Genomic DNA, 13,943 nt, shown 5'->3' with positions numbered 1-13,943 from the left:
GGCAAGGCTTTATCGGTACCCATCTACGACACGACCCTCATGCTTTTCCGCCGCCGGGCGCGGAAGGCGCTGACGGGGGCCTGCCCTCAAGCCCATCTTGCGGGGCGGAGTCAAGATTGCGGTGGATGACCGTCAGCGCATGGCCCGCCGCGCGTAGCCTTTTGGCCACACGTTCGGCGACATGCACCGAGCGGTGGCGCCCGCCGGTGCACCCGAAGGCGACGGTGACATAGGATTTGCCCTCGGCGCGATAGCGCGGCAGCAGCGCGATGAGCAGCGCCTCGATCTGCGTGACGGTCGCCTCATAGGCCGGATCGGCGGCGATATAGGCGGACACGTCGGCATCGAGCCCGGTCCCCGGACGCAGCTTGGCATCCCAATGCGGATTGCGCAGATACCGCATGTCGAACACCAGGTCGGCATTGCGCGGCAACCCGCGCGCGAAGCCGAAGCTCATGATATTGAGCACCGGTTCGTCCTGACCGGTATCGCCGAAGCGCTGGCGCACCTCCTGCTGCAAATCGTTGCTGCTGTAATTGGTCGTGTCGATGACATGCTCCGCCCAGCGGCGGAGCGATTCCATCATCTCGCGCTCGCGCGCGATGCCGTCGGCGGCCGGGCGATCTTCGGCGAGCGGATGGCGGCGGCGGGTTTCGGAAAAACGCCGCTCCAGCTCGGCGCCGGCACAGTCGATGAACAAGGTCTGGACGTCGCGCCCGCCGGCCTCGCGCAGCGACTTGATCTGCTTGACCAGCCGGCTCGGCTTGAATCCCCGGCTGCGGCTGTCGATGCCGACCGCGAGCGGGCGGCTCGCATTGCTACCCTTCGCGGGGGCGGCGATCAGGGCTTCGAGCAGCGAGAGCGGCAGATTATCGACGACCTCCCAGCCAAGGTCCTCGAGCACCTTCAGCACCGTCGACTTGCCCGCTCCCGACAGGCCGGTGACGAGCAGCAACCGCGGTTCGGCGGCCCGGCTCATCCCGCCACCAACGCGTCGAGCGCGAGCAGGATCTTGATCGGGGCCGAGGTTTCGAACGCCGACAGGAGCAGCGAGGGCAGCGCGTGCCCCGCGACGATTTCGACCTGGCCCGACGGCGGCATGCGCTCGTAGCGTTCGACCAGCCGCACCGCGAGCGCCAGCGGCACCGGGCCGGTCCACGGCTGTTCGACGATGCCGACGCCGCGAACTTCCAGCTTGCCGGCCAGATTTTCGGGCGGCTGGCACCACAGCCGGCCCCGTTCGAACCAGATGTCGCAGCGGTCGTCGGCGACCAGCCGCGCCCCGCGGTCGATCAGGCGCAGCGCCAGATCGGACTTGCCCTGACCCGATGCGCCGAGCAGCAGGACGCCGCGCTCGCCCGCCACGACGCAGCTCGCATGGATATTCGATATCGGGGGGCTGGTCCGGCCGGAAAGCATGGCGCTGGCTTACCGGGGTGCGCCCGTGGCCGCAAGGCGGATGGCGCCTGCGCCTATCCCGTTTCGGCATGGCCCTCGCGCGCGGGCAGGGTAATCAGCAGGCTGGCGCCCTGCTTGCCGTCGTCGCGGTCGCGTGCCGCTACCGTACCGCCATGGCCTTCGATGATCGTGCGTGCGATCGCAAGGCCGAGGCCGCTGTGGCGGCCGAACGCCTCGCCGTCGGGGCGTTCGCTGTGGAAACGGCGAAAGATCGCCTCGCGCTGCGCGGGTTCGATCCCCGGACCGTCGTCGTCGACGCGCACATGGACCTCGTCGCCCAGCCGGGTCGCGGCGATGCAGACCAGCCCGCCGGGCGGCGAAAAGCTGATCGCATTGTCGATCAGATTGTCGATCGCGCGTTCGAGCCGGTGGCCATCGCCCATCACCGTCGCGGTGTCCTTGCGCGGGCGGGCAAAGGCGATGCGCGGCGCGTCCCCGCCAGCGCGCGCGGCACGCCCGGCGAGCATCGATTCGATCATGATGCCGACATCGACGGGCTCGAACAGGGTGCGCGACAATTGCGCGTCGACGCGGCTTGCCTCGCTGATGTCGTTCACCAGCCGGTCGAGCCGCCGCACATCCTCGTCGGCGATGCTAAGCAGTTGCGCGCGCTGCTCGTCGGTGCGGACCCGCCCGAGCCCCTCGATCGCCGAGCGCACCGAGGCGATCGGGTTCTTGAGTTCGTGCGTCACGTCGGCGGCGAAATGCTCGCCCGCGTCGATGCGCTCGCGCAAGGCTTGCGTCATGTCCGAAAGTGCGCGCGCCAGCGTGCCGATTTCGTCGCGGCGGCTCGGCAGCCGCGGCACGACGACTTCGCGCGCGCGGCCGAGCCGGACGCGCACGGCGGCGCGCGCGAGCTTGCGCAGGGGGCGGACGATCGTGCGGGCAAGGAACAGCGACAACAGCACCGATGTGAGCAGCACCACCGCGACGACGACCGCGAGGCGGAAGCGTTCGGCGCGCACCGTCCGCGTGATGTCGCGCGCGTTCAGCGTCATCAGCATCGTCTGCGGCGTTTCGAGGTCGACGATCCGCGCCGAGCTCAGCAACGGCGTGCGTTCGGGCGCATAGCGGAAGCGGCTCGTTGCCAGCCCGCTATGCTGGGCTTCGATGACTTCGGGCCATGCCGACGCGCGGTCGATCTTCGGCTCCTCGAATTCGGGATAGGAGGGCGCGCCGACGATCCAGTCGATGCCGCGGTCCATCGCGCGCGCCGCATCGCGCTTCCACGGCTGGAGGTCGGGGTCGCGCAGCGTGTAGGTCGGCGGCGCGGTGCGGAAACTGTCGGCGATGAGCCGCCCGTCGGGGGCATAAAAGCGCAGCCGCGATTCGGTGGCGCGGGTGAATTCGCCGATCAGCCGCTCGCGCTGGTCGGCGCGCGCCGCCTCGAGCGCCGCGTCGAGCATTTCGAGCTTTTCTTCCATCACCCCGATCCGCGTGTCGACGAGCCGCGAGCGATAGGTGTCGAGATAATAGAAACCGCCTGCGAGCAGCGCGACGGCGAGGATGTTGACCGCGAGGATGCGCGCGGTCAGCGACCAGCGCGCCGACCAGACGAGCGGCGCTTCCTCTTGCTCGACGGCGGATACTTTAGCTGTCATCGGAAAAGCGGTATCCCGCCCCGTAAAGCGTCGCGATGGCGTCGAAATCGGGGTCGACCTCGCGGAACTTGCGGCGCAGCCGCTTGATGTGACTGTCGATGGTGCGGTCGTCGATATAGACGTCGTCCTGATAGGCGGCGTCCATCAACTGGTTGCGGCTACGCACGATGCCGGGGCGCGAGGCGAGCGTTTCGAGGATCAGGAATTCGGTGACCGTCAGGGTCACGTCCTTGCCGTCCCACAGCACCTTGTGGCGTGCCGGATCCATCTGCAGCCGGCCGCGGGTGATCGGCTCGGCGACGGGCTCGTCGTCCTCGCTCGGCGGTGCGCGATTGAGTTCGACGCGGCGCAGGATCGCCCGGATGCGCGCGATGACCAGCCGCTGCGAAAAGGGTTTGGCGATATAGTCGTCGGCGCCCATCGCCAGCCCCAGCGCCTCGTCGATCTCGTCATCCTTGCTGGTCAGGAAGATGACCGGAAGCTGGCTCTTCTCGCGCAGCCGGCGCAGCAGTTCGAGCCCGTCCATCCGCGGCATCTTGACGTCGAAGACGGCCAGGTCGGGCGGATTGTCGATCAGCGGCTTCAGCGCCGCCTCGCCGTCCGAATAGACGCGCGTGACAAAGCCTTCGGCCTGCAGCGCGATCGACAGGGATTGCAGGATGTTGCGGTCGTCGTCGACCAGCGCGATGGTTGCCGTCATGCTCTTTCCATTGGGCGGACCGCAGCAATTAGCCGATCCGCCGCCCAGCGACAACCGGGCAGCGGAGCGGGCCGTTGCCGCCAACGGACGATCCCGATTCACCCCTAAATCTTTTGACCTCGACCCCCATCATCGCTAACGCGGCCGGGATTTACGGAATCGGCGTCACGTCGGCACCCATTGCGATGCGGGCCCAGACCCTGCGGCTTGGCATCGGCTGCATACCTATGCAAAGGTGCGCGCGGGACAGAGGAAAGGCGAAACAAATGACCAAGGTGGTGATCGGCGATCAGGCCGTCGAGACGCAGGCGGATGTCGCCGAAAACTGGGGCACGGCCCAGCTCGTCGAAGACGCGGTCCGCAACGGCGAAGGCCGACTCGCCAAGGACGGCCCGCTCGTCGTCGCGACCGGCAAGCACACCGGCCGCAGCGCCAAGGACAAGTTCATCGTCCAGGACGACGAGACGCGCGACACCATCTGGTGGGGCAAGACCAACGTCCCGATGACCCCCGATCATTTCGCGGCCTTGAAGGCCGATTTCTTCGCGCACCTCGCGACACGCCCGCGCCTCTATCGTCAGCAGCTCTTCGGCGGCTCGCAGCCCGAGCATCGCGTCGGGGTGCAGGTCATCACCGAATTTGCCTGGCACAGCCAGTTCATCCGCACCTTGCTCTGCCGTCCGACCGACGCGGAGCTGGCGGCGTTCGCGGCAGAATATACGATCATCGATCTGCCCAGCTTCCGCGCCGACCCGGCGAAGCATGGCTCGCGCACCGAGACGGTGATCGCGGTCAACTTCACCGAGAAGCTGATCCTGATCGGCGGCACGCAGTACGCTGGCGAGATGAAGAAGTCGGTGTTCGGCATCCTCAACTATCTGCTCCCCGTGAAGGGCGTGATGCCGATGCACTGCTCGGCTAACATCGGCGCCAAGGGCGACACGGCGGTCTTCTTCGGCCTCTCCGGAACCGGCAAGACGACCTTGTCGGCCGACGCGTCGCGCACCCTGATCGGCGACGACGAACATGGCTGGTCGGACACCGCGGTCTTCAATTTCGAGGGCGGCTGCTACGCCAAGATGATCCGCCTCTCGCCCGAGGCAGAGCCCGAGATTTTCGCGACGACCAAGCGCTTCGGCACGGTGCTCGAAAACGTCGTGATGGACGCCGAAACGCGCGAGCTCGACTTCGACGACGCGACCCTCGCCGAAAACAGCCGCGGCAGCTATCCCATCGATTTCATTCCGAACACCTCGGAAAAGAATATGGGTCCGGTGCCGCAGAACATCATCATGCTCACTGCCGATGCCTATGGCGTGCTGCCCCCGATCGCGAAGCTCACGCCCGACCAGGCGATGTATCACTTCCTCTCGGGCTACACCGCGCGCGTCGCCGGCACCGAAATCGGCGTGACCGAGCCCGAGGCGACCTTCTCGACCTGCTTCGGCGCGCCCTTCATGCCGCGCCACCCGTCGGTTTACGGCAACCTGCTCAAGGAACGCATTGCCAAGGGCGGCGTCCAGTGCTGGCTCGTCAACACCGGCTGGACCGGCGGCATGGCGACGATGGACGGCATCAAGCGCATGCCGATCAAGGCGACTCGCGCGCTGCTCAACGCGGCGCTCGACGGCAGCCTCAACGATGCCGAATTCCGCAAGGACCCGAACTTCGGCTTCATGGTTCCCGTCGCGGTGCCGGGCGTCGATTCGGCGCTGCTCGATCCGCGCGAAGCATGGGCCGACAAGGCGGCCTATGACCGCACGGCGCAAACGCTCGTCGGCCAGTTTATCGACAATTTCGAGCAATTTGCCGAGCATGTCGACGAAGGTGTCCGCCAAGCGGCCCCGCAAGCGGCTGTTGCAGCATAATTGACCCGGAAACTTCCGGGTGCTCCATCACCCGGAAGGACCGGACCGATGACCACCGATTACAGCCCGCGCCTGTTCGAGCGCGACGAAGATATCCGCGCGATCGGCATCGGCCTGCTCGCGCGCACCCTGCCGCGCGAGGCGTGGACACACGAGGCGCATCTCGGCGCCTGCCTCTGGCTCGTCAGCGAACGCCCCGACATCGACATCGATGCCGAGATCGCGACCATCATCAGCCGCTATAACGAGAGCGTCGGCGGCGTGAACGACGACACGCAGGGTTATCACGACAGCATCACCCGCGCCTATGTCGCGGGGGTGCGGCTTTTCCTGGCGGAAACCGCCGAGACCGGACTGGCGGGGCGGGTGAACGCGATGCTGCTCTCCGACGTCGGTCGCCGCGACTGGCCCTTGCGCTTCTACAGCCGCGACCTGCTCTTTTCGGTCGCGGCGCGGCGCGGCTTCGTCGAACCTGACCTCGCGCCGTTCCCGGCCTAAAGCTCGATCCCCGGCGTCCAGCCGCTTTCCGCGAGGAAGGCGGCGGGGTCGCGCATCTCGATGATCGCCTTGATCGCTGCGGCCTTGTCGGAGGCGCGGTTGTAATAGCTTTTGGCGACGCGGTAGCCGACCCAATAGCCAAGGTCGCCCGGCCAGCCGTCGCTGCCCTGCTGGTTATAAAGCCAGCGCGAGCCGATCGCCTTGGCGTCCTTTTCGGCAAGAAACGCCGTCTCCAATTCCTTCTCGCGCCCCTTTGCCCATATATGAAGCAGCGGATAGCCGACCGAGCCGCTCATCTGTTCGGCGATAAATTCGGCGGCACCTTCGACGAGTGCGGCGCGCAGGACCGATTCTTCGCGATCCTCAATCTGTGCGAGCGGCTGCTGGGCGTGGACATATTCGTGCGCGATAACGTGGACGAAACGATCCTCGTCGTCGGCTTCGATGAACTTCGCGGCGCACAGGGCTTCGAGACCGATGTAGAGCCCCTTCGCGTTGGCCGTCCCTGCCGTCGTTGCGCGGCCGATCGCGACGGTGATCGGTGGAAAGCTCGCGGCGGGATAGATTTGCGCGAGTTGATCGGTCCCGGCGACGAGGCGCGCGCGGACGTTGGGAAGCTTTGCCGCGCAGCCGCGCGCGTCCTTGAAGACCTGCGGCTTGTCGCGCAGCGCCGCGGCCAGCTTTTCGGGCGTAATCCGGCGCAGCGCCATGAACTCGACCAATCCCGGCGAAGGGTCGGCGAGATAGCGTGCCGCCAGCCGCTCGGGGTCGGCGGCCAGCGCCGGATCGTCATAGAGCGTATAGAAGCGGTCGACATCCGACGTCACGATCGCGACGCGCGGTGCCGCTTCGACCGCATGGCCGGCGCTACCCGACAGCAGCGCCGCCAGCGCGGCCGCAATCGGCCGGATCACGCCTTCGCTCCGCCTTTCGCGATATATTCGTCGACATTCTTGGCGAGCACGTCGAGCGGCACATTGCCGCCGTCGACGACGACATTGTCGAAATCGCGCAGGTCGTATTTCGCGCCGAGCGCCGTCTGCGCGCGGCCGCGCTGGCGGACGATCTCGCTGTGCCCGACCTTGTATCCGCACGCCTGTCCGACCCAGCTGCAATAACGATCGACCTCGCTCGCTACCTCGAGCGGATTCGAGCCATTCTCCCTGACGAAGAATTCGACGCCCTGCTCGCGCGTCCAGCGCTTGGCGTGGATGCCGGTGTCGACGACGAGGCGGCAGGCGCGGAAGGCCAGCGACTGCAGATAGCCGAGGCGGCCGACCTCGAAATCGTCGTACAGGCCCAGTTCGTCGGCAAGCTGCTCGGCATAGAGCCCCCAGCCTTCCGAATAGGCGTTGAACGCCAGCATCGTGCGGATGAGCGGCATCTTGTTCGCATATTCGCCCTGCCAGGCATGGCCGGGGATCGCCTCGTGCATCGTGAGGTCGGGAAGCGAATATTTGCTGTGCAGTTCGGTGGTGCGCAGGTTGATCCAGAAGCGCCCCGGAATGCTGCCGTCGATCGACCCCGCGCCGCCATAGGCGGCGGGCGCGCCGGGCTCCTCGGCCAGCGGCAGCCGCTTCACTTCGACATTGCCCTTGCCCAGCGTGCGGAAAGCGCGCGGCAGTTCGGCGCGGATCTTGCCGAGCCAGGTCTGGATATAGGCGACGATCTCGGCGCGGCCGGCGTCATTGTCGGGGAACTTATATTTGGGGTCCTTGGCGAGCGCGTTCATCCGGTCGCCGACCGATCCCTCGCTATAGCCGATCTTCTTCAGGATCGGGTCCATCCGCCCGTGGAGTTCGGCGAGTTCGGCGCGGCCCATCGCATGGACCTCGTCGGGGGTCATGCGCGTCGTCGTCGAGGCGCGCAGCGCCCAGGCATAGAATTCGTCACCGCCCGGACGCGCCCACATGCCGGCGTCCATCACCGCCTTCGGCCGCTGCGCCTTCATCTCGGCGAGCTGGCGTTCGAGCGCCGCGGCGACCGGGCCCTGGACGACCTTTGCCGAGCGGGCGTTCCAGTCGCCGGCGATCTTCGCTTCACCGGCCCGGCGAACGAGGCTTTCGACCATCGATCCGCCCGCCTTCGCGTCGGCAAGGCTCGCTTCCATCTGCTTGACCGCCTTGTCGATCAGGAAGGCGGGGGCGATCAGCCCTTGCGCGCCCGCGGCCTTCAGCCGTTCGGTCTCGCCGTCGAGCACGCCGGGAAAGGCGCCCAAGCGCGCGAGGTAGGCTTCGGCGTCGGCGGCGCTCTTCACCGGATGGTCGCTGTCGAGGAACTTCGGCACGTCGAGATAGGCGCCGACATTCTGGATCACGACATAGGGCGTGTTGCGCCAGCCGCCGACCGCGACGTCGCCATAGGGTTGGGCAAAGCCGTCGAGCGCGACGCCATAGGCGCTTTCGACCACCGCAAGGCTGGTCCGTGTCGCATGGTCGAGCCCGCCGGTATAGGCGGCGCGGACGCGCGCGAGGTCGGTCTTCAGCGTCTCGGCCAGCGCCTTTTGCCCAGCGGGCGACCGGTCGCCGAGCTGCCCGCGCATCGCGGCGCGGTCGCCGGTGTCGATGCCGAGCGAGGTCGCCCCCTCGGGCGAATGGGCGAGCAGATTGTCGGCGATCGATGTCAGCAACTGGTTCGCCGCTTCGGTCGGGTCGGGTTCCATGGGGGGCATCCCCGGTGTCATGGGTGCTCGATAACGGGGATCTTGGGGGTCGTGCATGCACCCCGCCAATAAGGTCGCGGTCGCTGCCGCTCCGATTGTGGCCAGTGTCTGACGGCGGTTGACCGGGCCGGAAAAATAATTGTCCACGCGCGCGCTCCCTTGCGACTTTGTTTCTTGTGAAACCTGTCTAGGCACGCCCGCGCGGCGGTCAACGAAAAGGGGTCGGGGAAAGCCTTTGCCTTCCCGACCCCCCGTCGAATTTTATCGACCGTTTGTCAGTCCTCTGACGTCAGTCGGTCAGATCGGCGGGCACCCGGCCGCCGTTGGCCGCGAGTTCGCGCATCACCGCCTTGTGCAGCCAGATGTTCATCTCGGCGCTGCCGTTGAGTTCGCCGGTATAGCCGAGTTCCTGCGCCAGCGCCTTGCGGTTGTCGAGGCTCGGGTCGATGCCGAGCAGCTTCATCAGATCGACGATCGAGGTGCGCCAGTTGAGCGGCTGGCCGGCATTGGCGGCCTCCGCCGACAGGATCGCTTCGACATCGACTTCGCTGATCGGGGCGGGCGCCGCCGCTGCCGAAGCCATCGCGCTCGTTGCCGCGTCGAGCGCCGCGCCGACCGAACCGGCCGCCGGCGTCGCGGGGGCGGCGGGCTCGGCAGCCTGCGCCTTCTTGCCGAAAATCGCGTCCTTGATCTTGCCGAAAATGCTCATCGATTTGCTCCCACTGGATGATGCGGCCCGCCCCGGACGGGGCGAGTCGTATGGCCGCAGGCTAGGACTATGCCTCTGGAAATGACAGCCAAATGAACGGCTCGCCGTCCGCCCGCGCGCTGCTATACTAACCCGCATCGGCCCGGTTCGATCCGTGCCAAAGTGGGAGACCCGATAATGAACCTCACCGACATATTGCAGCAGGCCGGCGGCATCGAATCGATGGCCAGCGAACTCGGCGTGCCGCCCGCGATGGCGCGGCAAGGCGCCGAGGCTTTGCTCCCCGCGATCCTCGGCGGCTTCAAGAAACAGGCGCAATCGGGCGGCATCGAGGGGCTCGGCGGCCTGCTCGGCCAGCTTGGCGGCGGCGGCCTGCTCGACTCGGTGCTGGGGTCGCAGCCGACCCCGGTCGACCAGGGTAATGATGTACTCGGGCAGATTTTCGGGTCGAAGGACGTCAGCCGCACCGTCGCCGGGCAGGCGGCGGCGCAGACCGGGCTCGATTCGGGACTGCTCAAGAAGATGCTGCCGATCCTCGCGATGATGGTCGCCGGCTATATGGCCAAGCAGGGCGGCGAGTCGGGCGGCGGCGGCCTCGGCGACCTGATCGGCAATGTGCTCGGCGGCGCGGTCGGTGGCGGCGCGGCGCCGTCGGCAGGCGGCCTCGGCGGGAGTCTCGGCGGTCTGGGCAAAATGCTCGACATGGATGGCGACGGCAACCCGCTCGACGACATCATGGGCATGGTGAACAAGATGCGCGGCTAGGCCGCTCCCTCCCGCCGGCGGGAGGGGATAATCAGGCCGCCATCAACCGGATATCCTCGCGGAAATCCTCTTCGACGGTGACGCGGCCGCGCATGGGGGTGACGGCATCGCTGCCGTCACCATCGCCTTCCTCGAACAGCGCGCATGCTGCATTGCCGCCGCGCGCCAGGCTGTAGCGCTGGGCGACCTTGCCGGTCGGCCGGAAGCCGAGCTTGCGCAGCACGGCGCCCGAGGCCGGATTGTCGACGAAATGCCCCGCCGACAGCTTCGGCAGGTTCATCGCCCGCGCGATGCGGACCAACTGGCGCCCGGCCTCGGTTGCGAAGCCGAGCCCCCAATAGGGACGTGCGATCCAATAACCCATTTCGAGGCCGTCCTCGGGACTCGGCGAAATGCCGCAGCCGCCGACAAGGCGCGGGGCGCCGCCGGTGCGGGCGAAGATCAGGAACCGCGGCTGGTCGGGATCGATCGGCTGGCCGAGGAATTCCCGGGCCTGCGTTTCGTCATAAGGCCAGGGCGCGGTCGCGAGATTGCGGACCACCGCTTCCTCGCCGATCGCCTTTGCGAGCGCGGGGGCGTCTTCCAGCCAGCCGGGCCGCAGCAACAGTCTTTCGGTACGCGCGAACATCTTTTCAAACTCCCAGTGCCTGTCGCCTTGGCGCCAGATGGTGACGCTTTGACGACAATCGATAGAGAGGGAGATGGAACGCCCTGTTTTCAGGTCTGAAATCCGGCGCGGCAGAGCCGGGACAAGAAAAAAGGGAGCCACGGGGTGACCCGTCTCCCTCTTTTCGAACCTTGTTTCCGCTGGGCGGAAAGGACAGCTCCGGGTCATCCCTTGGATGGACGACCCGTCGGCGATCGTCCTTATTCGGCGGCTTCGGCCATCATGTCGACCGATACATATTTGCGGCCGAGCTTGCCGTCGTGGAATCGGACGCGGCCGTCGGCGGTGGCGAACAGCGTGTGGTCCTTGCCCATGCCGACGTTGACGCCCGGATAGACGCGGGTGCCGCGCTGGCGCACGATAATGTTGCCGCCGATCACTTCCTGACCGCCGAACTTCTTCACGCCAAGGCGACGGCCGGCTGAGTCGCGACCGTTGCGCGAAGAACCGCCTGCTTTCTTATGTGCCATGACCTAAACTCCTTGTTTCGCTTGGGGCCGAGCTGCGTTGCCGCGCTCAGGCTTCCTTCTTGGGGGCCGCTTTCTTGGCGGCGGGCTTCTTTTCGGCGGGCGCCTTGTCAGCGGCTTCGGCCTTGGGGGCGGCGGCCTTCTTGGGAGCGGCTTCCGTCTTCGGAGCGTCCGCGGCGGGAGCGGCCTTGGCCTCTTCCTTCGGGGCGGCTTCCTTCTTCGGCGCGGCCTTCTTGGCTTCGCCGACGGCAAGGATGCGCAGCAGCGTCAGCGACTGGCGGTGACCGTTGCGGCGGCGGTAATTGTGCCGGCGGCGCTTCTTGAAGACGATGACCTTTTCGCCACGCGTCTGGGCAATGATCTCGGCCGAAACCGTCAGACCTTTGGCGTCCTTCACTTCGCCGCCGTCACCGGCCAGCAGGACGTCGCCCAGCGACACGGTGTCGCCAGCTTCGCCGTCGATCTTTTCAACGGCGATCTTGTCTCCAGCGGCGACGCGATACTGCTTGCCGCCCGTGCGCACGATTGCGAACATGGTCTTCCATCCAATCAGAAACTAAAACACCCGCGCTGCCAGTCACCCGCCGAAGCAGGCGATTTTTCCGGCATGCGGGAAAGTCAGCGCCACTAACGTCCCAGTGCGCCGCTGTCAACCGCATATTTCCGCGCTTTTTGCGGTTTTGCGGCGGCCGGTGCGATCACGATGGCTGCGCGGCGATTCGCCCTTGCTGCCCGGACCGCCCGCCCATATCAGGAGCGATTATGAAGCGCGCCCTTCTTTTGCTGAGTTTTGCAATGCCGGCATCGCTGTCGCTCGTGGCCTGCGCCGCGGCGCAGCAGACGCAGGCGCCCTCGCTCGCCAAGCGGCCGATCGAGGGGCGGTTCGATGTCGCCCCGCCGGCTATCGTGATTCCGCCGCCCGGGCCGCTGCCGTCGGATCTCGCTGGGCGCCTCGCGCGCTGGGAAGCCGATGCGGCCAGCGGGCAACAGGCCTTCGCCGCCGAACGCGACGCCACCGCAGCGCTCGTCGCGGCCGCCGCGGGTGCGCCGGTCGCCAGCGAGCGCTGGGTCGTCGCGCAACAGGCGATCTCGCGCCTCACCGCGGCGCGAGCGCCGCTTTCGGGGGCGCTCGCCGACATCGACCGGCTCTATATCGAACGCACCGTCGACGAAGCGGTCGACGGCCTGCCCGACATTTATGCGCTGCGCGACCGGATCGCCGAAATGGAATCGGCGCAGGATGCGATCTTGCAGGCGCTGAGCGCGGCATTGCCCGGACAGTAACTACCGGGCCACCACGGTGTACGTCGCCCCCCGCGCAGGCGGGGGCCGTTGGCGTTTTACGGGACATGGCACGTGAGGCCGATAGCGGCCCTCGCCTGCGCGGGGGCGGCGGCATTCTTCTACTGATTCAAGCCGTGCTTCTTCAGCGCATGGCGAATCTGGTCATAGCTGAGCCCCAAGGCCTCGGCCGCGACCTTCTGGTTGAAACGGCACCGCGCCATCGTGTCCGACAGGATCTGCTTTTCATAGGCATCGACCGCGCCGCGCAGGTCGCTGACCGGGCCCGAGGGCGGCGACGCGGCAGGGGCGGGCGATTCGGCCGGTGAAGTTGGCGCGCTCGCGGCCTTCGCCGCCGCGCGGTGCACCGGCTGCCACGGGCTGGCAAAAGGATCGAAGCTCAGCGCGTCGACGGGCTTTTCGGGCTCGTGCCAGCGATAGATGGCGCGCTCGATGACGTTCCTCAGTTCGCGAACATTGCCGGGCCAGTCATGCCCCTCCATCTGCGCGAGCGCGCGCGGGCCGAAGCCGGGCCATTCTTCCCAGCCGACCACCGCCGCCATGCGCTGGCCGAAATAGGTGGCGAGCACCTCGATATCGCCTTCGCGCGCGCGCAGCGGGGGCAGGGTGATTACCTCGAACGACAGTCGGTCGAGCAGGTCGGCGCGAAAGCGGTTCTCGTCGACCAGTGCCGGCAGGTGCTCGTTGGTTGCCGCGACGATACGCACGTCGACGCGGATCGGGCGCGACGAGCCGACGCGCGTCACCTCGCCATATTCTACCGCGCGCAGCAGCCGCTCCTGCGCGCCCATCGACATCGTCGCCAGCTCGTCGAGGAACAGCGTACCGCCGTCGGCTTCCTCGAAGCGCCCGGCGCGCGTCCGTGTCGCGCCGGTAAAGGCGCCCGCCTCGTGCCCGAACAGTTCGGATTCGATCAGCGTCTCGGGCATTGCGGCGCAGTTCATGATCACATAGGGGCGATCCCACCGTGCCGACAGCCGGTGCAGGCGCTCGGCGATCAATTCCTTGCCGGTCCCGCGCTCGCCGATCACCAGCACCGGGCGGTCGAGTGTCGCCGCTTGGCTGGCGCGCTCGACCGCGTCCTGAAAGGCGGCCGATTGGCCGATGAACTGCGTTTCGCGCTCCATTCCCAATGATTGGCAAAATTTCCCGCTGATTGGCAAGGGAAATTCGCCAAAATGGGCAATTCAGTGTGAAGTTCGGCCATTTTCTGCGGTTCGCGCCAATTGGCACGGCCTCTGCATAG

The 13,943-nt window shown here is 67.0% G+C and carries 15 protein-coding genes; 4 read left to right on the top strand and 11 right to left on the bottom strand.

The annotated features are described in order from the left end of the window. Window positions 1–37: 37 nt before the first annotated feature. Genes rapZ through V6U71_RS17095 form a run of 4 tightly spaced genes read right to left on the bottom strand, consistent with a single transcriptional unit; the run spans window position 38 to window position 3,759 of the window. A complete protein-coding gene (gene rapZ, locus V6U71_RS17110; RefSeq protein WP_411339563.1) occupies window positions 38–979 on the bottom strand; it encodes an RNase adapter RapZ in 942 nt (313 codons plus the stop codon). Then, window positions 976–1,419, bottom strand: coding sequence for an HPr kinase/phosphorylase (locus tag V6U71_RS17105; RefSeq protein ID WP_411339562.1), 444 nt, complete (start codon window positions 1,417–1,419; stop codon window positions 976–978). The genes rapZ and V6U71_RS17105 overlap by 4 nt, the downstream gene beginning before the upstream one ends. A gap of 53 nt (window positions 1,420–1,472) precedes the next feature. Beyond that, window positions 1,473–3,059, bottom strand: coding sequence for a sensor histidine kinase (locus tag V6U71_RS17100; RefSeq protein WP_411339561.1), 1,587 nt, complete (start codon window positions 3,057–3,059; stop codon window positions 1,473–1,475). Beyond that, complete coding sequence (locus V6U71_RS17095; protein WP_054589059.1) at window positions 3,049–3,759, bottom strand: response regulator transcription factor; 711 nt, start codon at window positions 3,757–3,759, stop codon at window positions 3,049–3,051. Before V6U71_RS17095 ends, V6U71_RS17100 begins: the two co-directional genes overlap by 11 nt. A gap of 266 nt (window positions 3,760–4,025) precedes the next feature. Here V6U71_RS17095 and V6U71_RS17090 point away from each other — a divergent pair, with 266 nt between their 5' ends. Next, window positions 4,026–5,627 (top strand): phosphoenolpyruvate carboxykinase, encoded by a 1,602-nt coding sequence (locus V6U71_RS17090; protein WP_411339560.1) that lies wholly within the window; start codon window positions 4,026–4,028, stop codon window positions 5,625–5,627. 48 nt (window positions 5,628–5,675) lie between these two features. Next, window positions 5,676–6,125, top strand: coding sequence for a hypothetical protein (locus V6U71_RS17085; RefSeq protein ID WP_411339559.1), 450 nt, complete (start codon window positions 5,676–5,678; stop codon window positions 6,123–6,125). On the opposite strand, the gene V6U71_RS17080 is transcribed toward V6U71_RS17085, so the two are convergent. The 3 genes from V6U71_RS17080 to V6U71_RS17070 form a co-directional block, all read right to left on the bottom strand. Next, a complete protein-coding gene (locus V6U71_RS17080; protein WP_411339558.1) occupies window positions 6,122–7,039 on the bottom strand; it encodes a DUF2268 domain-containing putative Zn-dependent protease in 918 nt (305 codons plus the stop codon). The two genes, V6U71_RS17085 and V6U71_RS17080, sit on opposite strands and share 4 nt — an antisense overlap. Continuing rightward, entirely contained in the window at window positions 7,036–8,787 is a 1,752-nt protein-coding gene (locus V6U71_RS17075) for a DUF885 domain-containing protein (RefSeq protein ID WP_411339557.1), read from the bottom strand. The genes V6U71_RS17080 and V6U71_RS17075 overlap by 4 nt, the downstream gene beginning before the upstream one ends. Before the next feature lie 289 nt (window positions 8,788–9,076). Beyond that, on the bottom strand, window positions 9,077–9,496 hold the full coding sequence (locus V6U71_RS17070; RefSeq protein WP_054731212.1) for a DUF3597 domain-containing protein: 420 nt from the start codon (window positions 9,494–9,496) through the stop codon (window positions 9,077–9,079). A 177-nt stretch (window positions 9,497–9,673) separates the two neighbouring features. Between V6U71_RS17070 and V6U71_RS17065 the strand changes: the two genes are divergently transcribed. Next, on the top strand, window positions 9,674–10,261 hold the full coding sequence (locus tag V6U71_RS17065; RefSeq protein ID WP_411339556.1) for a DUF937 domain-containing protein: 588 nt from the start codon (window positions 9,674–9,676) through the stop codon (window positions 10,259–10,261). Window positions 10,262–10,292: 31 nt separating this feature from the next. Here the strand turns inward: V6U71_RS17065 and V6U71_RS17060 are convergent, their stop codons facing one another. The 3 genes from V6U71_RS17060 to rplU form a co-directional block, all read right to left on the bottom strand. Further along, window positions 10,293–10,889, bottom strand: a complete 597-nt coding sequence (locus tag V6U71_RS17060) for a GNAT family N-acetyltransferase (RefSeq protein ID WP_411339555.1) — start codon at window positions 10,887–10,889, stop codon at window positions 10,293–10,295. A gap of 239 nt (window positions 10,890–11,128) precedes the next feature. After that, window positions 11,129–11,398: a 50S ribosomal protein L27 gene (rpmA, locus tag V6U71_RS17055; RefSeq protein ID WP_242771518.1), complete on the bottom strand. Its 270-nt coding sequence runs from the start codon at window positions 11,396–11,398 to the stop codon at window positions 11,129–11,131. A 46-nt stretch (window positions 11,399–11,444) separates the two neighbouring features. Next, a complete protein-coding gene (gene rplU, locus V6U71_RS17050) occupies window positions 11,445–11,930 on the bottom strand; it encodes a 50S ribosomal protein L21 (RefSeq protein ID WP_411339554.1) in 486 nt (161 codons plus the stop codon). 227 nt (window positions 11,931–12,157) lie between these two features. On the opposite strand from rplU, the gene V6U71_RS17045 reads away from it, so the two are divergent. Then, a complete protein-coding gene (locus tag V6U71_RS17045; RefSeq protein ID WP_411339553.1) occupies window positions 12,158–12,679 on the top strand; it encodes a hypothetical protein in 522 nt (173 codons plus the stop codon). Between the two features lie 119 nt (window positions 12,680–12,798). Here V6U71_RS17045 and pspF read toward each other — a convergent pair whose 3' ends face one another. Further along, window positions 12,799–13,824 (bottom strand): phage shock protein operon transcriptional activator, encoded by a 1,026-nt coding sequence (gene pspF, locus V6U71_RS17040; RefSeq protein WP_411339552.1) that lies wholly within the window; start codon window positions 13,822–13,824, stop codon window positions 12,799–12,801. Window positions 13,825–13,943: the final 119 nt, after the last annotated feature.

Origin of the sequence: Sphingopyxis sp. J-6 (assembly GCF_046603995.1) — a bacterium.
Lineage (GTDB): Bacteria > Pseudomonadota > Alphaproteobacteria > Sphingomonadales > Sphingomonadaceae > Sphingopyxis.
This window is presented reverse-complemented; position numbering and strand designations above follow the sequence as displayed.